The following is a 24037-nucleotide window of genomic DNA, read 5'->3' on the forward strand; positions in this document are numbered from 1 at the left end:
AACTAGAATTTGTATATGTAACTAATGCTTAACACCTCATCGCGAGTGAGCCCATCAGGGTTAAAATCCCGGTCTGTAATTTTTATTCCTTTAATCAGTTTTACACTGTTGTTAACGTCAAAATGATAACCAAAGCTACCTAAAATAGATAGTGCCATTCCCGTAGTTCCATCTAGTTTTCCACGTTCGTTCGTTCCCGGGATTATTGACTCATCTTTGGTGATGCGATAGATCGGGAGAGCTCCAAGCGAAAAATTAAAGTTGGTAAACCTCCAGTTTCTTTCTACTCGTAGCATCACATCAATACCTCGCTTTAATTCAATGCCTCGATTGTACTTCCGGAGATAGTCTTGATCCGGGTACTCAGCAAACCCACTCCAGACAAACTGGTTGTTATTCTCCGTTAGTGCAATTTGAATACCTGTGGCAAACAGCCATTTTGAATTTATAGCTGCTATTCCTGCAATGGCATCATAAGAACCAAGACTTGTTTGATAATACATATGGATTGGAGCTTCAACATTACCGGTGTTTGAGTTACTCACCTTGGCGTTGGAATCATTCGATGGAATTTTTGCTCCTAATGTTCCATTAATGTTCCAGCCATTTGTTGCTTTTAAAAGCCGGGTATAGCTGAGAGAAATATCACCAAGCCCGGCATTGTCTCCCAGGGTCCCATTTATCCACTGGTATGGCAGCTTGATCTGGAAAGAACTATAATCATTGATTCCGAGTGTGAAATCGACTGTCATAGCCTGAATTATTGGGGTCAATAAGCTGGTGCCTTTATAATAATTCAATTCGACGGAACGAAGCTTAATCGCAATTCTTTTGCTGTAATTCTGATCCGGTTTCATGGCTCCCATTGTGCAGAATCCAGCGTCGCTGCAACCCTGTGAATATCCTTTCAGTGCTAATGATAGAGCAATAATGAGTGTGATTATGTGGCGCATTTTCAGCATAACTTTTGGATTATATGCTGATACAATAATACATAATGAAGAAACACTTATTCCATAAAATTTTTCTTTTTGATTAAACCTTTCGGGTCACTTCCTGTCAAAGAACCAAAATCGATTAGAAACAAACGAAATACGAAAATCATGAAAAAGCTATTATTTATTACCGCGATTGCATTTGCCACCTTTCTGACTTCATGTAGCAAGGATGAAGAGATTGGTACAAGTGACCTTATTGAAGAAATGGATGCTGACTCAGATGCGGCTTTAGAGTCCAACTATGAAGATGTCGACCTAATTGCTGAAGCCGGAATTGCCTTTGCAGATGAATCAGGAAGAGTGGAGAGAGATACCGTTCTGGAGTGTGCAGATATTGAGCATGACAAGGAGAATAAAATTATCACCATTGACTATGGTGATGGATGTGAAATTAGAGGAGGAAGAACTTTGAAGGGAAAGATCATCATTGAGTACAATGAAAGGAAGTTGGTGCCCGGTGCATTCAGAATCATCAAGTTTGAGGATTTCTTCATTGATGAAGTGCAGGTTGAGGGTGTTCGCACATTGACCAATATTTCAGAAAGTCTGAATGATAACCCTACGTTCAACATCGTGCTTGAAGGTGGAAAACTTTCATTTCCCGACGGAACTACAGCTACAAGGGATGCTGACCATGTCAAAACATGGATAAGAGCCAATAATCCACTAAACGATGAGTTTCATGTAGATGGAGAAGCAAGTGGGTCGAATAGAAGGGATGTGAGATATGAAATCGAAATATTGGAAACACTTGTTTACAAAAGAGCATGCCGTGCTAACAGAGTATTCATTCCGGTATCAGGAATCAAACAGATCACATTCGGCGACAATGTAGCTGTGATCAATTACGGAGATGGAGATTGTGATAATGAAGTGACAATAACATTAAATGGTGAGACATTCACCAGAGTAGTGGAGCCAAGAGGAAATAGATAGAAACAGAAATCTTCAGGTAGGTAATTGCCCCATGACTCTTCGGAGGATTGGGGCTTTGCTTTTTTAATCCCCTCCTTGGAGGGGTAGGGACGGTCCGCCGCAGCGGTGGGTTATAGAAGAAAATGGTTCTTTACAATTTTATTCTAAATGACATTTTTTGCCGACCCACCTCTTTCTCCTCCCAAGAGGAGACTTAATGTGTCATTTTGAATAAAATTTTGATTCCTAATTCAGAAAGTTTTTCCAATCATCCGGCCACCAGCGGTGGTGGGCAACTTTTTTATTCTCTTTTTTCAAAGAGCAGATGTAAATGCGTAAGAAATAATATTAGCACCCATCTTTAATGCCTCGATTCTGATTTCCTGAGGATCATTATAGACTGATTGATCTTCCCATCCGTTCCCCAGATCTGACTCATAGGAATAAAAACAGACCAGTCGACCTTCATGAATGATTCCATAACCCTTTGGAGGCTTTCCATCATGCTGATGAATTTTTGGCAGTCCTTCATCAAAATCAAATTTCTGATGGTAAATGGGATGATCAAAAGGAATCTCAACAAACTCCAACTCAGGGAAAACCTTCTTCATTTCGATTTGTACAAACTGATCTAAACCATAATTATCATCAATGTGCAGGAAACCTCCGGAAGTGAGATAATTTCTTAAATTTTCTGCCTGAGCTCCATTAAAAACCACATTTCCATGACCGGTCATGTAGACATATGGATACAAAAAAAGATCAGGGCTACCCACATCTACAACGTCCTCAGACAGTGCCAGGTTTGTGTTAATCTGCTCATTACAAAATTCTATCAGGTTAGGTAGTGCTGTTTTATTGGCGTACCAGTCACCACCACCATCGTATTTGAGTTTAGCGATTTTGACCGGTTGTGAAACCGAAGAAAGAGAAATGAAAAAGAAAAGCAGATAAAATATTCTCATCATCCAATTATACTCTACTTGTGAAAAATAGTTTAATCAAACAGTTCAACAAGCGGGTCACCATTTGCTGCACTCGGTAGTGAAATCTTTAATAAGTGTGAAAGTGTAGGTGCAATATCTGTGATTTTTACTGGACGTATAGTAGATCCTTTTTTTATTCCTGCCCCATAAAAAATAATCGGTATATGTGTATCGTAAGTATAAGGCGTTCGATGATCCGTTCCCTGTCGACCCCATGAGTCATTTAGATCACTAGAAGCTAAAATATATAGTATGTCACCACTTCGCTTATTGTCATACCCATTTTGAAGCATCTGTAGCATTGGATCAGTGAACATTCTTTTAGCAACGCTTTCTGAATCAAAGGCTTCATAGATGTAGTCTTCGCTTAGGAGAATCTGGATTGTTTTTTGTTTTACTTTTCTGAGATCCACCTCTTTCTCAGTTATTAATTCATGATTTAAGTAAATCTGTTCGTTGATGATGGAACTAATCCACTTTCCTTCTCCATATTCCTTACTTAAACCATCATTGAGCAGTGACTTAAGAAAGCTGTTATTATGATATCCACTAGGCATTTTGTTTTTGTACATGTAGGCCGGAACATCTGTAGCACCATGATCTGCAGATAGAAAAACCAGGTAGGAATCTTTGCCTATTGTCTCATCCAGAAATGTTAGAAACTCACTTAACTCTTTATCCAACCGGAGATAGGTGTCCTGGACTTCCTTTGATCTTGGCCCAAACTTATGACCAATGTCATCAGTTGCTGAAAAGCTCATTGTAAGAAAATCAGGAATAGTGTCTGCACCTAATTCTTCTGCTTTTACAGCTCTCATGGATACCTCTTTTATTAGGGTATTTGTAAATGGAGTGTATTTAAGTAAGGAAAGGTCGTCTTTGTATTTTGCCAGATTGTATGGGAAAGTTATCCCTGATCCGTCTCTTAATTCCTGCTCATAAGGATTATCATCTTCAATACTCTCATTGTAAACCGATTCATTTTTCAGGAGATCCCATTGCTGACTTAGAAAAAAAGAAGGACGCTTTTCTTTGTTGTAGTCTGCTACCCATTCGGGAAGTTTTTCCGAATAGTAGGTACTTGTAATCATGTTGCCGCTCTGGAGATCATACCAGTATGCTCCCGTGGGATTGTGGCCGGATGGTATCACAGCACCACGATCTTTTAGTGAAACACCAACCACCTTCGAATTGAAATTATAATACAGGTTTAACTCATCAGTGATGGTGGTAGACCTTACATTTCTCGGGGAGACTTCACCGTTAGAAACGCCTCCAACCACATTTGTTGTGGTATCCTCTACACAATTAAACCTTCTTCCTATCGCTGGGATATACCAGTCATTGCCTATGATCCCATGCCTGGCTGGCGTTGTGCCGGTAAAAATAGAGGCATGGCCGGGTCCGGTTTTGGTAGGGATGTAATTGTAATGAGCATTTTTAAAAAGGAAACCATCATCTATTAATCGCCTGAAACCACCTTCTTCAAAATCGTTATAAAATCTGGAGATGTAATCGTAGCGCATCTGATCTACTACGATCCCTACAACCAATCGCGGTTTTTCCTGTGCGAAAGCACTGCTTAGAAGTATAATTAATAAAATGGAGAGCGATTTTTTCATGGCTGAATTCTCTAAAAAACGTGAAGGTATTAAACCAAAATTATTCCAGAGTTAAATTGTTGAACAGGTTATGTGAATTTTCGATGAATATTCACCCTGTTGGAATCAGATGAAGCCTGTAATTTTGCGGCCATGCAAGATAAAATCCTGATCCTTGATTTTGGTTCCCAATACACCCAGTTGATTGCCCGCAGAGTTCGTGAGCTAAATGTGTATTGCGAAATTCATCCCTTCAGCAAATTTGAATTAACACCTGATGTGAAAGGCGTTATCCTTTCCGGGGGTCCATGCTCGGTGCTGGATCAGGGCTCTCCGGATATGAATATGGAGGATCTGGGTGATTTGCCGGTTTTAGGAATATGCTATGGTGCTCAGCTTTTAGTTCAGAAAAATGGAGGAACAGTGGCCAAGTCCAATCACAGAGAATATGGACGGGCCAATCTGAAAAAAGTTGATTCTCATTTCGATTTACTCAAAGAAATAGAAATAGGAAGCCAGGTTTGGATGTCGCATGGTGACACAATCACCAACCTTCCCAATAATTTTCAATTAATATCAGCTACTGAGTCAATTCCGGTCGCGGCATATAAAATCAAGGATAAGCCTGTTTACGGAATTCAGTTTCATCCGGAGGTAACTCACACCACACAGGGGAAAGTGGTTTTGAGAAACTTTGTCGTGCATATTTGTCATGCTTCGCAAGACTGGACTCCTGATATTTTCGTAGAAGAGACTGTTGCTGGCTTGAAAAAGCAGCTTGGAAATGATAAGGTCGTATTGGGCTTGTCCGGCGGGGTAGATTCATCCGTTGCAGCGATGCTTATCCATCAGGCCATTGGGAAAAACCTTTATTGCATTTTCGTGGATAATGGGTTACTTCGAAAAGATGAATTTGAGGATGTATTAAAGTCTTATGAGGGATTGGGACTCAATGTGAAAGGTGTTGATGCAAAGTCCAGATTTTATGATGAGTTGAAAGGAGCAAGTGACCCTGAGAAGAAGCGTAAGATTATAGGACGAGTATTTATTGAGGTTTTTGATGAAGAAGCTAAAAGCATCAAAGATGTCAAATGGCTTGGTCAGGGCACCATCTACCCGGATGTGATTGAGTCTGTTTCAGTGAATGGTCCATCCGTTACGATTAAGTCTCACCATAACGTTGGGGGGCTTCCTGCAAAAATGAACCTGAAAGTGGTGGAGCCGCTCAATACACTTTTCAAAGACGAAGTAAGAAATGTGGGAAGAAGTCTGGAGATACCGGGTTTCATTTTAGGTAGACACCCATTCCCCGGACCGGGGCTGGGAATCAGAATTTTAAGTGATATAACACCGGAAAAAGTGAGAATCCTGCAGGAAGTGGATGCTATCTTCATTAATGGATTGAAAGATGAAGGACTATACGATGAGGTTTGGCAGGCAGGAGCCATGCTACTACCTGTACAGTCAGTGGGGGTAATGGGTGATGAGCGCACCTATGAAAATGTGGTTGCTCTCCGTGCAGTTGCTAGTTTGGATGGCATGACAGCAGATTGGGTTCATTTGCCTTATGAGTTTCTTGGAAGAATTTCCAATAAAATCATCAATCAGGTGAAGGGTGTAAACAGAGTAGTTTATGATATCAGCTCTAAGCCGCCGGCCACAATCGAGTGGGAATAATCATTAGCTTTGAAATAAAAAATCAGTGAGGACAACCATATTCAGCATACTCATCATCTCATTCCTCTTTGGCTCTGCACAGTCAAATCAGGGCGAATACCTGGAGGCCAAACGTCAGTTTTCCATGGGAAACTATAAGGTTGCTATGCAATCTTTTGAACTCCTAAGCAATGATGGAATCTTCGGGGAATACGCTTCATTTTACTATGCATTGTCAGCATTAAAGTTGGGTCAGCCAAATGTTGCGGCTGATATGTGGAAACAAATCAAGATTAAATATCCGGACTGGGACAAAAGACATGAAGTTGATTTTTGGTTGGCCTATGTCAACTTCAATCAGGGAAAGCTGTGGGAAGCGTTCCGCCAGGCTGAATTATTACCTGAGCAATGGAAGAACTACTTGATCAACACTTTCATAGGAGATTTGAGTGTAGATGCATTAGATTCCGCTTATGCGCTGAATCCAAATAATCGATATATAGCAGAGTATTATACAGAAGCAATAAAAGCACAACCTTACGAGGAAAGAGATCAGTTAATGCTCATCGAGCTTGCTGAAAAATTTGGTTTTGAAATAGGGAACAATGAAAGCCTCCCATTAGTAAAGAAAGATGAATACGCAATAGCAGTGGTTATGCCATTCATGTTTGAATCACTGGAGAGTCCACAATCAGTAATGAGAAATTCCATCATTTTTGATTTGTATCAGGGGATGGAGCTGGCTCAAAAAGACCTTGAAAATGATGGAATTAAGTTAAACCTATTTCCATTCGATACACAAAAGAAAGGTTCTGTTACTTATCAGCTCATAAGAGATAAAAAACTTGAAAAAGCGGATGTGATTGTAGGACCACTTTACTCCGATCCGAACAAGTATATTTCTGATTTCTCCAAGGAGAAAAAAATAACCATGGTCAATCCGCTTTCATCCAATGAGGAGATCATCGGAGATAACCCTTATGCTTATCTATTCAAACCTTCATATGCAACACAGGGAAGAAAAGCAGCAGAGTTTGCAGCTAAGAAGTTTACTAAAAATAAGAAACTATTCATTTTTTATGAGACAGAACGTGATAGCATCGTTGCTGATGCCTACCTGAAAACAATCGAACGAGATAGTTTTTTTGTTGTAAGGTTTGAGCGATTGACCAATGAAGATGCGCAGCAAATTCAGAAGGATTTCACCGAGCAGTATGAGGTTCGCTTAGATACCATTTATCACCAATCAGAAATAGATTCAATTGCGCTACTTCCTGGGCGAATTGTAAGAACAAGGAGTTTAAGGAATGAGCAAACAGGCAGAATCATGCGGGATGCAAATGGCGATGATATTATTGAGCATTACGAAGTGAAATTTAAGGTACAGCCGGATAGTATAGGACACATTTTTGCGGCTACTTCCAGCAACCTTTTGGCAAACAATTTTATTAGTATGGTGGAAGTGAGAAGAGATAGCATTGGATTGATAGGCTATCAGGATTGGCTGAACTTCTCGCTGGTAGCGTATGATCAGTTGGAGCGATTGCAGGTGAACTTCCTGAGTCCATCTTTTTATGATATGGAGAGTGAATCTTATAATGATCTAAGGGATCTTTTTATTGAAAGGGTTGGAAGAGAGCCAAGTGAGTATCACATATATGGGTATGAACTAACCCTGCACTTGGGTCTGATGCTTAAAAAACACGGAAAATACTTTCAGCGAGGCTGGATCTCTGATGACTATTTTCCAGGGTATATTATGGAGGGGGTTCAGTATGGCCCATACAAGGACAATCAGGTAGTGCCGATTACAACCCTTAAAAATCTAACACTACAAAATCAAAATTCGAAACAGGACGAATCAAATGAATATAGCGACCAGTAAAGAACTTTTTGAACGAGCGAAGGACTACATTCCTGGAGGGGTAAACTCCCCTGTTAGAGCATTCAAAGCAGTGGGGGGTGACCCCATTTTTTTTGCTAAAGCTGAGGGTGCCTACATGTATGATGAGGATGGGAATGCATATATCGATCTCATTAATAGCTGGGGCCCAATGATCCTTGGTCATGCGAATAGGGGAATAGAGGAGGCCATTTTTAAGGCGGTGATTGGTTCACCATCTTTTGGTGCGCCTAGTAGAATGGAGGTTGAGTTGGCGGAGTTAATTACAGAAATGGTTCCTTCTATTGAAAAGGTGAGAATGGTAAACTCCGGAACAGAAGCCACTATGTCTGCAATTCGTCTTGCCAGAGGGTTTACCAAAAGAGATAAAGTCTTAAAATTTGAAGGGTGCTACCACGGTCATGGAGATTCATTTCTTATAGCCGCTGGTAGTGGTGCCATGACGATGGGTACACCTAACAGTCCGGGAGTTACGGAAGGAACTGCAAAGGATACGCTTCTTGCACCCTTTAACGATCTTGAAAAGGTTCGTGAGGTGGTAGCTTCAAATAAGGATCAGGTTGCAGCTATTATTGTGGAACCTGTGGCTGGAAACATGGGGTGTGTATTGCCTGAACCAGGGTTTTTGGAGGGTTTGCGGTCGATTTGTGATGGCGAAGGAATCCTCCTGATATTCGATGAAGTAATGACAGGTTTCAGGCTTTCGTCTGGAGGAGCTCAAGAAGTTTTTGGAGTAAGGCCGGATTTGACCACATTGGGTAAAATCATTGGTGCCGGTATGCCGGTAGGAGCCTATGGAGGCCGAAAAGACATCATGGATTTTGTGTCTCCGCAAGGCCCGGTATATCAGGCCGGAACTTTATCTGGGAATCCAGTGGCTATGGCAGCCGGCTATGCGCAGCTTAGTTACTTAAATGATCATCCGGAGGTTTATGAGAAATTGGAGAAAACAACTTTGAAAATCATGGATGGCTATAAGAAGGTGCTGAAAAAGCATAAGCTCAATTATACCATGAACCAGATCGGAAGTATGATTAGTCTATTTTTTACTGATCAGAAGGTGATAGATTTTGAAACGGCCAAGACATGTGACACTGATTTATTTGGAAAATACTTCAGATATAATCTCGATAATGGGGTTTATCTGCCCCCATCACAGTTTGAAACCTGGTTCATCTCTACATGCATTGGAGGCGATGAAGTAAACAAGATCATTTCGACTTTTGAAGATTTTCTAAATCAGAGCTAGAGACAATACAATTCCTATCACTAGCGAAAACGAAATGATTATTGTGTACAAAAATCCAATCATCATTAATCGGAAGGCACTCCATATGTACTTTACACCATAGACACTACGGAAGCTTATTACGATGTAAATACTCGACAAGAGTAGAGTTAACCCAAGTCCGAAATCCTCAAAATCCTCAATCCAAAGCGCGAGAACCCAGACCCATCCGAGCAGAAAGAAAAAGAATGAGTGAATATGGATTGAGTGGATGAGGTGTTTGATGTACAGTCCTTTCCGCCAGAAAAAAAGCTTTAAAAGCATGGCGAAAATGGGTAAGATGAAAAAAACAATTACCGGAATTTGACGCATGATATATGTATTAAGAGATGCGGTACTTTCCTGAGAGATTTTAATCACTTTCTCAGCGGCGTATCTCCTGGTCCAGGATTCAAATTCAAAATTAAGTGTATCCATTATTTCAATAGGAGACAAGGTGGTACTCACTATGAGATGATCGACCAGGGGAGACTTGCTACTAGGGATAGGCCATCCATTATTCGTAGTATCTGTGAGATGAAAAAGACTGTCAAATTTATGCTGACTTAGCTCTTCCATTTCATCCTGAAAGCCCCTTAGCTGACGGTCTTTAACTGTAGGAGAAAACATCTTCGCCATGAAGAAAAAATGAAAAATACTGATAACCAGGTACCAGCGTATAGGATTGGCATAGTATACCCTTTTACCTTCTAAAAAGGCATTCGTGATTTTTCCCGGATTGAACAGGAATGGTTTAAATGTATGCGCAAACCGCGAGTCCAGTGAAAAGAAATTGGAAGTAAACTCTCTAATCAAAAGTCCAATACTCACATGGTTGTCAGTGTTTTCCTGTCCACAGTTAGGGCAATAATTATGTTTTTGTTGTAGAAGCTCGCCACAATTGAGGCAGGCTTTATGTTTCCTTCTCCTTTTCACCAGGTTTGAACTTGTTGAGTAAAAATGCCATCCCCCACAATCCAAGCGCGACTAAACTATATATTAATTGATTGGTTTCGGTCCTTAGAGAGAAGAAAAGGAAAACAAAAGCCAAAATGGTAAAAATCCAGATGAGTGTTGGATATAATTTCATTATTAGCAAATGTAACCACAAAGAACACAGAGAATAGTTCAGAATGCTCTGAGTATTTCTCAGATTTCTCTGAGGTTAAAAATCTAAGCTTCCTTCACTTTCAAGCTCGTCCCCTCATCAGAGATGACTTCAACGTCCGCCCCTTCATCAATGAAATTACCTCGGGTAAATGCATCATAGATTTCGCCATCTATTTCTATTTTACCACTGGGTCTAAGGCGTGTATAGGCCGTTCCTTTTTTTCCAACCAAAGATTTTTCTTTGTAGAAAGTGGAGGTATAGCCCATGTCTTTATCTTGAACATCCTGCAAAGCGATTCTTTTAAACACATTGCTATTTAGAAGTCGGGCTCCACCAAAGAACATAACGACTATAGCACCTAACATACCTGCCAATACTGTAGTCACGGAGATGAATATTTGCTGATCCGCCACAAACGAAAAATCAAACATATCGTTATTAAGCATCACCAAAACCAATGAGCCAAGTGTACATATTAACCCCAATATTCCGGCTACCCCGAATCCCGGAATAACGAAGACTTCCAATCCAATGAGAATAATTCCTACGATAAATAAAATAATCTCCCAGTTTTCCGCCAGACCATTCAGATAGTTCGGAACAAAGTATAGTATGATCGCTACAAGAGAGGCGAGAATAGGAAAACCAACACCGGGCGTTTGCAATTCGAAATATATGCCTCCGATAATAATCAGAATGAGTATTCCACTTACAAAGGGATTCAGAAAAAGAGCAATGATCTTTTCAGTAGCGCCAAGCTTAAATTCTTCTATATCATAATCCTCAACCCCTGAACGCTTCATAATATCATCAATACTGCTGACTTCAGCTTCACAAAAGCCAAACTTGATCGCTTCAGAGGTGGAAAGTGTTAGGATTTTTCCTTCAGTTGCAATGCTATCCAACTCGATATCTTCATCCACCATAGCTTCCGCCATGCGTGGGTCACGGCCTTTAGCCTCGGCTGTCGATCGCATGATAGATCGCATGTAGGATTGGTACTTATCGGGGGCAGCTGCTCCATCTTGTGTGACTACAGTGGCCGCACCAATACTTGATCCTTTGGCCATATAGATACTGTCGCATGCGATGGAAATCAAAGCTCCGGCAGATGCAGCATCCTTGTTGATGTAAGTATAAATTGGTCGATCAAAATTGAGAATACGTGTCCTGATATCGTCTGCGTCATTCAAAGCACCGCCATAGGTATCCAATTCCAGGATCACATAGTCAGCATTCAGCTCCACCGCTTTTTCCAGCCCCAACTCAGAATAGCGATTGGTTCTTGGGTCAATGACATCATTGATTTTGAGGTGTAAAACAAGTGGTTTCTCCTTTTCCTGCGCTAGTAAAAGAGTGGTAAAAATGAATCCAAAGAGGATAAATAGTTTTCTCATAATTGATTGCTAAAAACAGAACAAAAGCTCCAACTTTGAAACTGTCGTTCGGCAGTTAAAGTTATCTTAAAATTGAGCGACAATTAAAATTCTTTTTATTCCATGATCCCAAAATCAATCAAGCATGTACAACTAAGCGGACAGATCTGGAGTACAGCGATTGATTATGGAGTTAATCAATTATACCTGGATGTAAGGGATCGAGAAAAGAATTCCATTGAATTTGTGCAATTAGATTTATCGTCACTAAAAGCACTTACCAAAGCGATTGATATTTCGTGGTGGAGTCAACTATTTAGTGTTTCTAAAGGGGCTTTATATTTCATCGAATATGAGGATCAATCGGATCCAGCCAGCAAAAATCATTTCGTTATTGACTGGAAAACAGAAAAACGAAAGAAGATAGAGCAGGTACCGAAGGATAAGGAGCATATAAAGTATCCTGAGATTTACGAGCATGGTACGGAGTATCATCGGACGGTAGCTGACTTTTTGAGTTTGGAGCTGCCACTTTCCTGTGAATATTTGGAATGGAACGATAAAATCATAATCAGCTACTATCTTCGTTCTGGTAAAGTATTTGAAAGATTTCTTTTGCTTCTAAAGGACGGAGCGAAAGAATGGAAGATTACACAGGACGAATCCATGAAAGGATTTTCGCCTGGCGCATTTTTTGTATTTAAGAATCAGTTAATTTTTATAAAGGATCAAAATGAGGTTTGTGTGTACACTGGGTAGTTTATTGATGGTGATCTTCACGTTTGCTAATCCGATGGATAGCATCAGGGCTGAGCAGCGAGAGGAGGGACTGTTCGTCGTACATGAGGTGGAAGAACAAGAGACGATCTATTCGATTGCCAGGAGATATGGCGGGTCAGTGATTAGCATCATCAAACATAATCAGATCGTTGACAACAGAATTGAAATCGGGCAGGTGATCTATGTTTTGGTAGAAAAGGAGAAACCGGCCAGGGCCGTTGTTGTGGAGGATGTGACTACTGACAGTGATGTCCATATGGTGCAGCTGGGAGAGACGCTTTATGGTATTTCAAAGCAGCATGATGTTAAGCTTAAAGATTTAAGAAGATGGAATAATCTACCTGACAATAACATCTCACCCGGAATGCAATTGAAGTTAACCCCGAAAGCTTCCTCTCAGGTTAAAGCCGAAGAACCAAAAAAAGAGACGGATACACCCAAGGTAATTGAACGTGTGGAAGAAGCCAGTGCCACGGTTGAGGATAAAGATCCGTTTGAGGACTTTAAGCAGTATCTGGTACAAACCGGGGAGACACTTTCTACCATTGCAGGAAAGATTGGAGTCAGCATTGACAGCCTGCGGGCCTGGAATGGACTAGAAGGAGATTATTTGAAAATAGGACAAAAGCTTTGGTTTAAAGAGGAGGAGGAAACCGACTCAGTGAAACTTAACGAACCAAAGGAGAATGTTCGTAGACAGATAGATGAGAAAGGGTTCGAGCGTATCTATGAGGAAGGTGTGGCTTCCGTAATTCAATCGATGAATACTTCTCGTTTTCTGGCGCTGCATCGTACTTTACCAATCGGTACCAATCTGGAAGTGCGTAACCTGATGAACAACCAGGTGGTGCATGTAAAAGTGGTCGGCAAGCTTCCGAATACGGGATTGAACAAAAACTTGTTATTGAGACTTTCTCAACCGGCCTACGATCAACTAGGCATCCTCGATTCCAAATCGCGCGTGGAGGTTTCTTACAATAAGCTGTGAACAAAAAGGAGCTAAAGTCCTTTCTGGATGAAAAGGTTGAGCAATACAACCAGCCGGGGTTCATTCCCAATGATCCGGTCTGCATCCCGCATGAATTCACGAAAAAGCAGGATATTGAAATTGCAGGTTTTATGGCAGCCGTTTTTGCCTGGGGTCAGCGAAAGACCATCATCAATAAAAGTCGCGAGTTTTTGCACTTGATGGGAAACGAACCTCATCAGTTTGTACTTAATTATTCAGAGGAGGACTTAAAACCCTTTCTGAACTTCAAGCACCGGACGTTTAACAGCACCGATGCACTTTATTTCCTTCATTTCTTTCGATGGTTTTATGAGCGACATGATTCGCTGGAGGAAGCATATACCAAAGGACTAAGTGAAGATGCCTCAATGGACGCACGGCTCACCCACTTTTTCGAGCTGTTCTTTTCACTGCCTGATCATCCGATCAGAACCTATAAGCACATTCCAAACCCGTCCCGAAAGTCTGCTTGTAAACGTGTCAATATGTTTTTGCGCTGGATGGTTCGTCAGGATGATAAAGGAGTTGATTTTGGGATTTGGCATACGATCAAACCTAATCAACTCATCTGTCCGTGTGACCTGCACGTGGACAGAGTGGCAAGAAAGCTTGGATTGATTAAGCGGAAGCAAACTGACTGGCAGACGGCTATTGAGCTGACTGAAAATCTTAGAAAGCTTGATCCAACTGACCCGGTAAAATATGATTTCGCGTTGTTTGGGCTGGGAGTGGAGGAGAAGTTTTAATCCCACTCGTAAAGCATATTTTCCGGCCTTACTGTTTTCATATTCCTACTAATAGCATTCTTCGTTTAGGTTTTTATGCAAAAGCTATTACCACTCTTTGCACTTCTTACTGCATGTGCACCTGCTCAAACGCAATACAGTCAGGAAGAGGTGCTTGAGGATATTGAATACCTTCAACAGCAGCTAGAGGATTACCATCCCGGGTTTTATCGATATACCGACAAGGAAGAGATGGTTGGCTACTTTCTTGAAGCCAAACAAAGTCCCGGGTTAAATGATATTGGACTGTACCAGCGGGTAAACTATCTGTTGAGTAAGATTGGTTGTGGGCATACCCGATCGCGGATGTCGGATGCGATGCGTACTAAATTTGAGCAAAACCAGCGATTTCTTCCTTTGAGTGTAAAGTTCCTGGGAGATAAAGTATGTGTCCGTCAGTCGCTGCATGATCAGGTGCCTGTAGGCGCACAAATCACAGCGATCAATCGAAAATCCATTGAGGACATCAAACAACAGATTTATCAGTACCTGCCTACTGATGGGGTGATTGAAACAGGAAAAGAACGACGCACGGAGCTACTTTTTGATGCTTATTATCAAATGTATATCGATACAACAGCTACCAGTTATCAGCTAGAAATGATAGACGTCAATGGGGAGAAACTCACCGCAAATTTAGAAGGTGTGTCGTATGAAGAGATGAATGCCATCAGGACATCTTTTTCGGGCAATTTGTTATCGCTGGAGCATTCGGAGGACTATGCGTATATGCGCATCCGAACATTTAGCAACCAGTCACTGCATGGCAATGGATATGATTACGAACGATTTCTGGCAGAAAGCTTTAATGAATTGAAAACCAAAGGAACCAAAAACCTGATCCTGGATTTGCGTGGAAACGGAGGAGGGAAGGACGATTATGGTGCTTTGCTCGTTTCCTACCTGGCGAAAGAGCCTTATGGATATTTTGACCGTATTGAAGTGACTCAGAACTATCCTGGTAATGCTAAGCGAATTGGGGAAAATTATCATATTACAACACATAATGGACTAAGCATATGGCAGCCAAGCGAAGATCGTTTTGACGGAAAGGTGTATGTGTTGATTGATGGATTTAGTTTCTCTACTTGCGCTGATGTAGCCACGGTGCTGCACCATCATGGATGGGCTACTTTTATAGGGGAGGAGACTGGAGGCGGGTATGACGGTAACACCAACGGACATTCGAAAACCATCACATTACCTAACTCCGGCATTACTGTCAATGTCCCGATGTGGATGTACACCACCGCAAATGTTGGACACGAATATCCCGCAAGAGGCGTGATCCCGGATTATGAAATTGAGCAAACATGGACAGAGTTTAGTAATGGGTATGATGCTGTTTTGGAGAAGGCGAAGGAGTTGATAGAAGGGGAGTAACGCCCATGTATGAGGCGTGTGCTCACACTTGGCTAATAGCTCCAAGATAGTGAAGTCTGCCGGTGCTTCCAAAGTTTGTAGAAAGCAGTGCGCTCTGAAGTGAAAAAAATCCCGCAAGCAAAAGTTCTAAACACCACAAAACTATCTCGGCGGTAGACGAAACGGTCAAGTTCTGATGCAGCTTATAAAAAGCACGTAAGCACATGCCTTATACATATTGTTGGCGATAGTTTATTTTCGTGGTATTATTGTTGTCATAATGTCAGACAAGAAGGAAAAACTTAATATCCATTACGCTAAATCCAATGACTTCACAAGCAATGTTGCGAATGGTGTTTATGGCGGAATTGCTATTAATGGAACTATTTGTATGAATTTTTATATTGATAGAGTTCCCATCCCAGATAGTGTTCAAGTTCAGGTTCAAAAAGATGGTAAATTGATTGAGGAAGGATATTCTGGTAGTGGAGTAGTGAGCGTAAGAGAGGTAACGTCTTGCTCAATTATGGATTACAATACTGCAAAAAGTTTTCATGATTGGCTTGGAAATAAACTTTCAGAGTTAGAAAAAGCGTTAAAAGAACAAAAGTAATGCGTGTCTTAGAAGATTCATGTTTGACAATCAGTAGAGGTGCTGAGTCGATATTTTATAATAAATCCCTTAATTCAGCTGGATCAGAGGCTATTTTGGTTAGTCCTAAAGTTGAAACAATCGGAATGGGTACGACTGTAGCCTTTGGTTATGCAGGCTTGAAGCCACATTTCAGTTCAATTGAGCATTCTCACTTTAATATTTGGAAAGTTATCTCGTTAGAAGACAGTACTCATGAATTGAGACTGACGCAAATGTCAATGGAAATGTCTCAAAAGTCATTTGACGAGTTGTGGAGTAAGGAGGATGATGCGTACTGGGATTCATACTAAATAAACTGCCCAGTAAATTGAGCTATAGTCAAGGTGATATAATCCTAGTTCCGTTTCCTTTTACAGATCAATCAGGAAGTAAAAGACGTCCTGCAGTTGTTGTATCAAATTCGTTAGTTAATAATTCTAACGACCTTATCATTGCCCAATTAACTACTCAAGAAATTTATGGACCTCTAGCGGTTCAAATAGATAATAACGATGTTGTTACACCTTTCAAACCACCTCATAACCGACAGTTTATATACTGTAAAAAAGTAGCTGTTATTGATAAGAGCTTAATTCAGAAGAAGATCACAGCCATTAAGGAAGACTCTAAAAAAAGAGATGTACTTTCTAGGATTCAATCGATGTTTGATCTCGAGCAGTAATTATCACCAACATTAATGTAACGCGCACTGTGCGCGTTATTTATCTTATATATTTTAAGATATTATTTTGTTAACGTGTTGATAATCAGTGATAAAGACGACAAATAAGCATTTGTAGTCGCCAGCCTGCCCGGCGAGGCAGGCTTGTACCACGGGTATAACACGCACTCCCTTATATAAAAAGGGCTATTTCAAATATACCGTTTTATTAAAAAAACAAGGAGATACAGCAGCGTAGTTGAATATTATTTTTGGGCTACTTCAACCACCTTCAGTCAAAGTACGGTGAAGATTGATTTCGGGATTTAAGTAGGTATCCACCTGCCCGGAGGGCCATTCAACGATAAGAGAATCTATCTTAGCTTCATCGCCAAGACCAAAATGAAGCTCATAGTCATTTTGACTTCCATAGCCTGTAATAGGATACATCCACCGATGCATCTCTTTTCCTGACATGCGCAGAATCAAGTGCGCGCCAATTCCATAGGTGTTGGATTTTGTGCCTTTAAGCCGGAAGGCAGCCCAGTTTTTCCCTGTAGTTTGATTTACATAAAACCGATTGATTTGATCACTTGACCCCCAGTTGGCAACAAAAAGGTCAAGGTCTCCATCTCTGTCAAAATCAGCATGCGCCACTCCGGCCGTGGTATCGGCATGAAGAGATATTACACCCTCAGTATACGATTCAAAACTTCCATTTCCATCATTTAAATAAAGGAAATTGTACATATCCGGGCCATAGGTTCCACTACCAATGTATAAATCCAGGTTTCCGTCATTATCATAATCACCCCATGAGTGTCCTTTTGAGGCGCCTCCTTTTTCATTGACAAGAACCCCCTCCATTACCTGTGTCAATTGCCCTTTTCCATCATTATTGAAAAGAAGATTTTCTTTATCAAAGTTTGCCACGAAAAGGTCCAGGTCACCGTCATCGTCATAGTCTGCCCAGGAAGAGCCATAGGCATAGCCTAAATCCTCTATGATAGGGCCATTTGTTACTTTCTCAAAGTTGAGATTGCCCAGGTTTTGATAATATAAGTTTGGCTGTCTGGCATTGCCAACAAAGATTTCAGCCATGCCATCGCCGTTTGCATCTCCACAGGCGCATGTCCTGGCATTGCCCTGCCCTTCTGAAAGTACATGGTTTGACAATGCCTTGAAATTGCCATCACCCAGATTTTCAAAAAACAGATTTCCATTGTATCGGTAGCCGATTAAGAATACATCCAGATCTCCATCCAGGTCATAGTCTGCCCAGCAGGCCATGGAAGTACTAAGGGTATCGTTAACAAGGGCATGGTTATCTATTTGATTGAATTGTTTGTTTCCATCGTTTTGAAAAAGCTGATTAGGCTCAAGACCTCTGCTACAGAGATATAGGTCTAAATCTCCATCATTGTCATAATCTACCCAGCTGACACCTTCTGATGTGCCTCCTTTATTGATTAGCTCTGCGAAGGGCTTGCCAATAGTGATTTTGCTAAGTCCTCCTTTGCCGTTGTTTTTATACATGGCATTCCACTGACCGGATGAATTTGAGGTGTAAAGTTCGGGAGCACCATCTTGGTCCACGTCCCCCCATCCAACTCCCCGGGTAGCTCCACCATCTGTTGCAATGCGACCTTTGTCATAGGTGATAAATAGGGGAGAAGTGTTATTTTGAGCTTTGGCTATATGGAGACAAAGTAGCAATAAGATCAGCTGTAGGAGATTGGTTTTGATCAAGGTACTGAGTGTTTGAGTTTAGCTAGTGCTAACGAACAAGTCAGAGATGGGGTTTTAATCATGTATTTTCAGAACGGATCGATAACATTCTTAAAAAACGACCAGATACAACAGCATAATCACTGCAAGAATAATAGCGATCCATTTGTAGCTGGTTTTGGTTTCTGCAAATTCATACTGACAGATGGGGCAGGTTTTGCTGTCAGCATCTACTTCCATAGCACAGGAGGGACATTCTTTGGTGTTCATTACAGGGTCTTTACAGCAGTCATTAGCAAAAACACCCAGCCAAGAATAAATAACAACCCACCGATAGGAGTGATGGCGCCCAGCCATTTCATTCCCGTAAAACATAAGATGTAAAGCGATCCGGAGAATATTAGAATGCCGAAGGTCATACTGTAACCGGCATAGTGCAGCCATTGACTTTGATATTTGGTCAGCAGGAATGCAATACCCAGCAAAGCAAGCGTATGATAAAACTGGTATTGTACGGCTGTCTGGTAGGTGTCCAGCGTGCCTTCTGATTGAAGTTTGTCTTTGAGTGCATGCGCACCGAAAGCACCTAGCGCAACAGCTATCGCACCGGATAGGGAAGAGATGATTAGGAAGAGTTTGTGCATTTTTTAAGCTTTCACCAGTTTGGGCGAAAGATTTTTGTGGAGAAATTCGGGTGCAAAATCTGCCCCATTGACCCATTCTAATGTGCCGTTTTTAAGTCCGTATTGCTTAAATAGGTCAACATCTTTCAAAGGTTCATATACTTTCCCTTTTAATATTTTGGTGAAATCGACTACTCCTTCATCCCCGTTATCAAAATGAATTTCAAGTGAGTGATTCCCCAGGTATTCTACGTCTATTATTTGTAGCATATCTCTAAGTTAATGGGTCTATTTTAAATAACTCTTCTCCCTTTTGAGAAAGTTCCCAGTCCGCCAGAAGCTCTTCTTTGTGCAATTCGAGCCAGGTAGCTACTTTTTTCACAATTTTAGTTGGAACCTTGCCCTCTACAACTCCATCATTTATATACATGATACCCTTATACTCACCGTAGGTAAAATGAAAATGTGGAGGGTTATGATCGTACCCGTACATATAGATAATGATTCCAAAAAATCTTGAAATTTCTGGCATCTATTTCTTTTCTTTATAGAATTCCGGGTAGGTGAAGAGAATCGGATTTGGAGAGACGTCCAGCTTTACTTCAGTAGCGGTCGTTTCAATGTTGCGGTCTCCCAGCTTGGCTTTTCTTTTCAGCACCAGTCCATTCCATACCCACAGTTCCTGAATGGCTTTTCCTTCAAATGTCCATACCTGGCATTTTTTATCCAGAAGTGCAGCATCAGCTTGTTGCTGTCCTCCCATGGAAAAGAGGATTGCTTCGGAAACCTGTTCCGGTGTTTTATAAGAGGCCTGCTGGCTCCATTTGTAATCCTTTTTAATCGTGTAGGTAGAATCATCAGGATTCAGGCGATAAACGAAATCTCCGTCTGTAATCTCGTGCACGCTTTGTGTGCTGGTGATCCCATAGAGCTCAAAGGTCATCGTTTGCTGCTTAAGGCTGATCCAGCCATAATCCGTGAAAACCATGAATTCTTCACCATCTGCATCACCGGTAATTTCATATTTTATTTCAGCACTTTGAATGGGATACTTTTTCAAATCCTGAGCACGAAGCTCTTCCGCTGTTTTGGCTTGTGAGAAGACCAGACAAGGTATCAATACAAGCAGGTTGATGAATGATTTCATGGTAGGGTGTGGGTTTAATCTTATCAAAGATAAAAAAATCCCGACGAGAACCGTCGGGATTGTCAACCAGCTATAGTCAATCCCTAGTCAGGGGATTATCTTAACCTCGAAATCTGACACTTGTTCAACTCCGAGACAATTTTTATTAAAGTTCGTTGAGACGCATCCCGAAATCGCTCGAGAGCTAATATCTCATCCGGTCTTTTGGAAATCTTTAATTGGAACTCTTCATAGCTTCCATACTGATAGGATCCGGCGGTTGTATTGTACCAAATAACTTGCATAAGCGGTGGTATTATTTTGGTTTGACAATCCGAAGGTGGAAAGGTTTAATTTTTAAATCCCGCCAAGTTGCTTTTAAATCCTGCCAATTGGGATAATTTATGCAATACAAGCATTTAAAGGTGTTTTTTAAATTTAAATGTCATTCTGACCCAGGAAGAATCTCTCTCAAATTTCAGGAACATCAGCCAACGCCAAGGAGGGATTAGATTTCTATATTTTTCATACCAACCAACCTACCCCTAAATCCCCTTCAGGGAGGTGACTTTAACTCAATACCTCTTTAAACGAATGCCCAAAGCGCTTTTCGTATTGTGAGGCGAATGAACTAACGTTGTTCATACCGATAAGTTGGGCGGCTTCTGTAGCGGTACGCACGTTGTTGTTCTTTAGGTAGTTTTCCAGGTACTGCCACCTGACTTCTTTGATAAGCTCATAAGGCGTGAGCCCTGAGATCTTCTTAATCATGCGGTATACCTTTCGCTCGCTGGCAGCCATCTCATCTGCAAGGTCAAGCACTGAAAGATGCGGATCATCGATGCGTTTGATGATCAGGTTTTCCAGTCGGTTCATGATGTTCTTTTCAAATTCTTCAGCTGTTTCAGCATATAGTTTTGAGAGAATTTCATTGCTGTCCCAGTCCCGAGACATGATATTCTGGATCTTCAGCATCAATTCCTCCTTATCAAAAGGCTTGCTGATCACATCTTCAGCACCTTTAGAAATTAAATCCAGTTTCTCTTTTTTGTCGGTTCTGGCACTCACCACCATCACCGGTATTTTTTTCAGTTCTTTATCCTTCTTCAGGTGGTCCACCAGTTCAAACCCGTCCATGTATGGCATCATCAAATCAGTGATGATCAGGTCTATTTTCTTTGTTTGCAATAAGTCAAGTGCATTGGTCCCATTGGAAGCAAGAAAAACCCTGAAATCATTGTTCAGGATACTCTGAAGATAGGTTCTTAATTCACGATGGTCTTCTACAATGAGCACAGCTTTGGCATCAGGATCGGCATTTTTGATGCCCGGTACCTGTAGTCGCTCTTTCTCTTCCTGCAAGTCCATCCACAGGGAATTACGGGTTACTACATCCAGCGATCGTTCGGGTATGATGGCTTTTGATATCCAATCGCTTTTCTTGAAAGGAAAACGAATGGTAAAAACGGAACCCTCTTCGCCACTAGCCACAGTAATAGCTCCACCGTGTAGCTCCACCAGTTCTTTTACAAGAGCCAATCCGATACCCACACCTGCCTGTGAGGTTTGAGCTTTCGATGACTGGTAGTACCGATCAAAAATCAGATCCAGACTGTCAGATGGAATGCCCGGTCCGGAATCAGAAATAGTGATTTCCAGATCCGATTTATTGGTATTTAGCTGAACATCTACAACACCGTTTGCGGGAGTGAATTTGATTGCATTCGAAAGTAGATTGTAGATGATCTTCTCAAACTGATGCGGATCAATCCGAAGGGTGGTCTCATCCTCTGCATGCGTCGTGAACTTCAATTGGATGGATTTGATGTCTGCTGCACTGCTAAACATTTTGGTGAGTAGTCGCAGGTAGGGCACAATCTTGACATATTGAAGCTCCAGGTTGACCTTACCTTCTTCCAGCCGGGTCAGATCCATGATTTCATCAGCCAGGTAGAGCAATCGTTTCCCGTTTTTGATCCCCATGTCCAACAGCTCTTTAGACTCTTTATCCAGTATTTCATAATCACGTTCGGTGATTTTATCCAAAGCTCCCAGAATCAGCGTAAGGGGCGAGCGTAGATCATGAGAGATGTTGGCAAAGAATCGGGTCTTTGCCTGATCCAGTTCTTTAAGTTTGGCAGCCTGCCCTTCAATTTTTAGTACCAGTTTCTTTCGTTCACGAAGTTGTTTGCGCAACAAAAGGGCAATGATGAGAATTAGTACTATGGAAATAACGACACCAATTATGATATTTTGCTGAGATTGAATGGTCTGAGCCTGCAATTGGGAATCCTTCTTCAACAACTCATTTTCATAAACTTTAAACTCCGTATCATATTTTACTTGTGCGTCATTAACGGCTTCAATGGTTTTAGATCCGGCCAGGGAGTCCTGGAGTTCATAGGCTTTGGTAAGCAGGTCATAGGCTTGTTTGTAATCACCTTTCTTGAAATAAGTTTCTTCCAAAATCACATATCCGTCCTGCATATTCTCAAGATCACCTGTGGTGATGGCATCCTGTAGCGCAATATTCCCAAATAGGATAGCTTCATCAAATTCATTTAGCTCCCGATGGGTTTTAGCCAGGGTGAAGGCCGGGAAGGAGATTGTGCCGACACGTTTTGTTCTTTGCTTTATTTCCAGCGATTGAGAAGAAAAGAATATTGCAGAATCATATTGAGCAAGTCTGAAGTAGCATTCTCCGAGGTTACCTGTAACTAAAGCATATCTTGTTTCATGTTCTCGAAGTGATGAGTCTTTGAGGATTTTTTGGAACTGAATTTTTGCTTTTTCATAATCACCCATGCCGATGTAAGTGATGCCAAGGTTATTATAGAATCTGTTTTTCCCACTTTCACTCCCTTCATAATTCGATAGTGCTTCGTTGAATATTTCAACCGCTTTATCAAAATCACGGAGTTTCTCGTACACCAAACCAAGTCCGTTTAGCGCATTGGCAAGTCGGCGTTTGTCTCCAAGCTTTCGCTGAATGTTGACCGCTTTGAGATAGTAATCGGTTGCTTTTTCAAGTTGACCTTTGATTTCATATGCATTTCCGATGTTGTGATAATTTGATCCAAGTCTTCCTTCGTTTCCCAACCGGGTGTTGAGTTCTACTGCTTGTTGGAGTTCGGTAATGCCCAGATCATCAATTCGGTTTTCTGTTTTAGTCACTGCAATAGTTGCTAAAATGATAGCCTTCAAATTTTCATCCAGTTTATCAGCAACTTTCAACCCCATTTGACCATAAATTAAAGCCGAGTCAGTATCAAACCTTCGATATGTCCAGGCTAACTCATCTAGTAGGCGAAAACGCAACGAATCATCTGTAACCGTTTTTAGCTCGTTTTTAAGACTATCAAGGAAATCTCTTGGTTGTGCATCAACCTGCAGGGAGGAAAGGACTGTGAACAGGAAAAGAAGTAGATTTTTTGACATGGTGGTATCGTTGATGACTAAAGATATAAAAAAGCTCCCCTGAATAGATCAAAGGAGCTTTACTTCTACCCACGGTGC

25 protein-coding genes are annotated in these 24037 nt (G+C 41.2%); 11 read left to right on the forward strand and 14 right to left on the reverse strand.

The window, feature by feature from the left end; translation table 11 throughout:
* Window positions 1-2: 2 nt before the first annotated feature.
* A complete protein-coding gene (locus RIC88_RS07660) occupies window positions 3-953 on the reverse strand; it encodes a hypothetical protein (RefSeq protein ID WP_350216945.1) in 951 nt (316 codons plus the stop codon).
* Between the two features lie 150 nt (window positions 954-1103).
* Here RIC88_RS07660 and RIC88_RS07665 point away from each other — a divergent pair, with 150 nt between their 5' ends.
* A complete protein-coding gene (locus RIC88_RS07665; RefSeq protein WP_350216946.1) occupies window positions 1104-1934 on the forward strand; it encodes a hypothetical protein in 831 nt (276 codons plus the stop codon).
* A 293-nt stretch (window positions 1935-2227) separates the two neighbouring features.
* Here RIC88_RS07665 and RIC88_RS07670 read toward each other — a convergent pair whose 3' ends face one another.
* Both RIC88_RS07670 and pafA read right to left on the reverse strand, forming a co-directional pair.
* Window positions 2228-2878 carry a DUF4159 domain-containing protein gene (locus RIC88_RS07670; protein ID WP_350217057.1) on the reverse strand — a complete coding sequence of 217 codons (651 nt, stop codon included), beginning with the start codon at window positions 2876-2878 and terminating at the stop codon, window positions 2228-2230.
* A gap of 32 nt (window positions 2879-2910) precedes the next feature.
* Window positions 2911-4521, reverse strand: coding sequence for an alkaline phosphatase PafA (gene pafA, locus RIC88_RS07675; protein WP_350216947.1), 1611 nt, complete (start codon window positions 4519-4521; stop codon window positions 2911-2913).
* Between the two features lie 132 nt (window positions 4522-4653).
* Between pafA and guaA the strand changes: the two genes are divergently transcribed.
* The 3 genes from guaA to hemL are packed head-to-tail and all read left to right on the forward strand — an operon-like array spanning window position 4654 to window position 9308.
* Window positions 4654-6177 (forward strand): glutamine-hydrolyzing GMP synthase, encoded by a 1524-nt coding sequence (gene guaA / locus RIC88_RS07680; RefSeq protein ID WP_350216948.1) that lies wholly within the window; start codon window positions 4654-4656, stop codon window positions 6175-6177.
* Between the two features lie 25 nt (window positions 6178-6202).
* Window positions 6203-8041, forward strand: a complete 1839-nt coding sequence (locus tag RIC88_RS07685; RefSeq protein ID WP_350216949.1) for an ABC transporter substrate-binding protein — start codon at window positions 6203-6205, stop codon at window positions 8039-8041.
* Complete coding sequence (gene hemL / locus RIC88_RS07690) at window positions 8022-9308, forward strand: glutamate-1-semialdehyde 2,1-aminomutase (protein WP_350216950.1); 1287 nt, start codon at window positions 8022-8024, stop codon at window positions 9306-9308. The genes RIC88_RS07685 and hemL overlap by 20 nt, the downstream gene beginning before the upstream one ends.
* On the opposite strand, the gene RIC88_RS07695 is transcribed toward hemL, so the two are convergent.
* From RIC88_RS07695 to RIC88_RS07705, 3 genes are all read right to left on the reverse strand, one after another.
* Window positions 9294-10262 carry a DUF3667 domain-containing protein gene (locus tag RIC88_RS07695; protein WP_350216951.1) on the reverse strand — a complete coding sequence of 323 codons (969 nt, stop codon included), beginning with the start codon at window positions 10260-10262 and terminating at the stop codon, window positions 9294-9296. The genes hemL and RIC88_RS07695 overlap by 15 nt on opposite strands.
* Complete coding sequence (locus RIC88_RS07700) at window positions 10240-10416, reverse strand: hypothetical protein (RefSeq protein ID WP_350216952.1); 177 nt, start codon at window positions 10414-10416, stop codon at window positions 10240-10242. Before RIC88_RS07700 ends, RIC88_RS07695 begins: the two co-directional genes overlap by 23 nt.
* Before the next feature lie 83 nt (window positions 10417-10499).
* Window positions 10500-11834: an NfeD family protein gene (locus RIC88_RS07705; protein WP_350216953.1), complete on the reverse strand. Its 1335-nt coding sequence runs from the start codon at window positions 11832-11834 to the stop codon at window positions 10500-10502.
* A gap of 102 nt (window positions 11835-11936) precedes the next feature.
* On the opposite strand from RIC88_RS07705, the gene RIC88_RS07710 reads away from it, so the two are divergent.
* The 7 genes from RIC88_RS07710 (at window position 11937) to RIC88_RS07740 (ending at window position 17065) form a co-directional block, all read left to right on the forward strand.
* Window positions 11937-12572, forward strand: a complete 636-nt coding sequence (locus RIC88_RS07710; protein ID WP_350216954.1) for a DUF4905 domain-containing protein — start codon at window positions 11937-11939, stop codon at window positions 12570-12572.
* On the forward strand, window positions 12547-13581 hold the full coding sequence (locus RIC88_RS07715; RefSeq protein ID WP_350216955.1) for a LysM peptidoglycan-binding domain-containing protein: 1035 nt from the start codon (window positions 12547-12549) through the stop codon (window positions 13579-13581). Before RIC88_RS07710 ends, RIC88_RS07715 begins: the two co-directional genes overlap by 26 nt.
* Entirely contained in the window at window positions 13578-14348 is a 771-nt protein-coding gene (locus RIC88_RS07720; protein ID WP_350216956.1) for a TIGR02757 family protein, read from the forward strand. The genes RIC88_RS07715 and RIC88_RS07720 overlap by 4 nt, the downstream gene beginning before the upstream one ends.
* Before the next feature lie 75 nt (window positions 14349-14423).
* The gene (locus RIC88_RS07725; RefSeq protein WP_350216957.1) at window positions 14424-15770 is read left to right on the forward strand and encodes a S41 family peptidase; all 1347 of its coding nucleotides are present in this window, start codon (window positions 14424-14426) and stop codon (window positions 15768-15770) included.
* Between the two features lie 259 nt (window positions 15771-16029).
* Window positions 16030-16362 carry a hypothetical protein gene (locus RIC88_RS07730; RefSeq protein WP_350216958.1) on the forward strand — a complete coding sequence of 111 codons (333 nt, stop codon included), beginning with the start codon at window positions 16030-16032 and terminating at the stop codon, window positions 16360-16362.
* Window positions 16362-16694, forward strand: coding sequence for a hypothetical protein (locus RIC88_RS07735; RefSeq protein ID WP_350216959.1), 333 nt, complete (start codon window positions 16362-16364; stop codon window positions 16692-16694). The genes RIC88_RS07730 and RIC88_RS07735 overlap by 1 nt, the downstream gene beginning before the upstream one ends.
* A 17-nt stretch (window positions 16695-16711) precedes the next feature.
* Complete coding sequence (locus RIC88_RS07740) at window positions 16712-17065, forward strand: type II toxin-antitoxin system PemK/MazF family toxin (RefSeq protein WP_350216960.1); 354 nt, start codon at window positions 16712-16714, stop codon at window positions 17063-17065.
* A 261-nt stretch (window positions 17066-17326) separates the two neighbouring features.
* Here the strand turns inward: RIC88_RS07740 and RIC88_RS07745 are convergent, their stop codons facing one another.
* From RIC88_RS07745 to RIC88_RS07780, 8 genes are all read right to left on the reverse strand, one after another.
* A complete protein-coding gene (locus tag RIC88_RS07745) occupies window positions 17327-18793 on the reverse strand; it encodes a CRTAC1 family protein (RefSeq protein ID WP_350216961.1) in 1467 nt (488 codons plus the stop codon).
* 90 nt (window positions 18794-18883) lie between these two features.
* Window positions 18884-19042, reverse strand: a complete 159-nt coding sequence (locus tag RIC88_RS07750) for a zinc ribbon domain-containing protein (protein WP_350216962.1) — start codon at window positions 19040-19042, stop codon at window positions 18884-18886.
* Window positions 19042-19416 carry a DUF423 domain-containing protein gene (locus RIC88_RS07755; RefSeq protein WP_350216963.1) on the reverse strand — a complete coding sequence of 125 codons (375 nt, stop codon included), beginning with the start codon at window positions 19414-19416 and terminating at the stop codon, window positions 19042-19044. Before RIC88_RS07755 ends, RIC88_RS07750 begins: the two co-directional genes overlap by 1 nt.
* 3 nt (window positions 19417-19419) lie before the next feature.
* Window positions 19420-19665 (reverse strand): DUF2442 domain-containing protein, encoded by a 246-nt coding sequence (locus RIC88_RS07760; protein ID WP_350216964.1) that lies wholly within the window; start codon window positions 19663-19665, stop codon window positions 19420-19422.
* Between the two features lie 4 nt (window positions 19666-19669).
* Window positions 19670-19927, reverse strand: coding sequence for a DUF4160 domain-containing protein (locus tag RIC88_RS07765; RefSeq protein ID WP_350216965.1), 258 nt, complete (start codon window positions 19925-19927; stop codon window positions 19670-19672).
* A complete protein-coding gene (locus RIC88_RS07770) occupies window positions 19928-20542 on the reverse strand; it encodes a hypothetical protein (RefSeq protein WP_350216966.1) in 615 nt (204 codons plus the stop codon).
* A 95-nt stretch (window positions 20543-20637) separates the two neighbouring features.
* Window positions 20638-20826 (reverse strand): hypothetical protein, encoded by a 189-nt coding sequence (locus RIC88_RS07775; protein WP_350216967.1) that lies wholly within the window; start codon window positions 20824-20826, stop codon window positions 20638-20640.
* A gap of 265 nt (window positions 20827-21091) precedes the next feature.
* Window positions 21092-23959: a tetratricopeptide repeat protein gene (locus RIC88_RS07780; RefSeq protein WP_350216968.1), complete on the reverse strand. Its 2868-nt coding sequence runs from the start codon at window positions 23957-23959 to the stop codon at window positions 21092-21094.
* Between the last annotated feature and the right edge of the window lie 78 nt (window positions 23960-24037).

Origin of the sequence: Ekhidna sp., assembly GCF_040220215.1 — a bacterium.
GTDB lineage: Bacteria > Bacteroidota > Bacteroidia > Cytophagales > Cyclobacteriaceae > Ekhidna.

What these genes read in the sequence shown, in the direction of transcription:
- RIC88_RS07770 (WP_350216966.1), bottom strand. Translation starts at nt 20,542, where the DNA reads ATGAAATCATTCATCAACCTGCTTGTATTGATACCTTGTCTGGTCTTC.
- RIC88_RS07670 (WP_350217057.1), bottom strand. Translation starts at nt 2,878, where the DNA reads ATGAGAATATTTTATCTGCTTTTCTTTTTCATTTCTCTTTCTTCGGTT.
- RIC88_RS07710 (WP_350216954.1), top strand. Translation starts at nt 11,937, where the DNA reads ATGATCCCAAAATCAATCAAGCATGTACAACTAAGCGGACAGATCTGG.
- RIC88_RS07665 (WP_350216946.1), top strand. Translation starts at nt 1,104, where the DNA reads ATGAAAAAGCTATTATTTATTACCGCGATTGCATTTGCCACCTTTCTG.
- RIC88_RS07705 (WP_350216953.1), bottom strand. Translation starts at nt 11,834, where the DNA reads ATGAGAAAACTATTTATCCTCTTTGGATTCATTTTTACCACTCTTTTA.
- RIC88_RS07765 (WP_350216965.1), bottom strand. Translation starts at nt 19,927, where the DNA reads ATGCCAGAAATTTCAAGATTTTTTGGAATCATTATCTATATGTACGGG.
- RIC88_RS07715 (WP_350216955.1), top strand. Translation starts at nt 12,547, where the DNA reads ATGAGGTTTGTGTGTACACTGGGTAGTTTATTGATGGTGATCTTCACG.
- pafA (WP_350216947.1), bottom strand. Translation starts at nt 4,521, where the DNA reads ATGAAAAAATCGCTCTCCATTTTATTAATTATACTTCTAAGCAGTGCT.
- RIC88_RS07730 (WP_350216958.1), top strand. Translation starts at nt 16,030, where the DNA reads ATGTCAGACAAGAAGGAAAAACTTAATATCCATTACGCTAAATCCAAT.
- RIC88_RS07755 (WP_350216963.1), bottom strand. Translation starts at nt 19,416, where the DNA reads ATGCACAAACTCTTCCTAATCATCTCTTCCCTATCCGGTGCGATAGCT.
- RIC88_RS07780 (WP_350216968.1), bottom strand. Translation starts at nt 23,959, where the DNA reads ATGTCAAAAAATCTACTTCTTTTCCTGTTCACAGTCCTTTCCTCCCTG.
- RIC88_RS07775 (WP_350216967.1), bottom strand. Translation starts at nt 20,826, where the DNA reads ATGCAAGTTATTTGGTACAATACAACCGCCGGATCCTATCAGTATGGA.
- RIC88_RS07725 (WP_350216957.1), top strand. Translation starts at nt 14,424, where the DNA reads ATGCAAAAGCTATTACCACTCTTTGCACTTCTTACTGCATGTGCACCT.
- RIC88_RS07735 (WP_350216959.1), top strand. Translation starts at nt 16,362, where the DNA reads ATGCGTGTCTTAGAAGATTCATGTTTGACAATCAGTAGAGGTGCTGAG.
- RIC88_RS07750 (WP_350216962.1), bottom strand. Translation starts at nt 19,042, where the DNA reads ATGAACACCAAAGAATGTCCCTCCTGTGCTATGGAAGTAGATGCTGAC.
- RIC88_RS07660 (WP_350216945.1), bottom strand. Translation starts at nt 953, where the DNA reads ATGCGCCACATAATCACACTCATTATTGCTCTATCATTAGCACTGAAA.
- RIC88_RS07760 (WP_350216964.1), bottom strand. Translation starts at nt 19,665, where the DNA reads ATGCTACAAATAATAGACGTAGAATACCTGGGGAATCACTCACTTGAA.
- hemL (WP_350216950.1), top strand. Translation starts at nt 8,022, where the DNA reads ATGAATATAGCGACCAGTAAAGAACTTTTTGAACGAGCGAAGGACTAC.
- guaA (WP_350216948.1), top strand. Translation starts at nt 4,654, where the DNA reads ATGCAAGATAAAATCCTGATCCTTGATTTTGGTTCCCAATACACCCAG.
- RIC88_RS07700 (WP_350216952.1), bottom strand. Translation starts at nt 10,416, where the DNA reads ATGAAATTATATCCAACACTCATCTGGATTTTTACCATTTTGGCTTTT.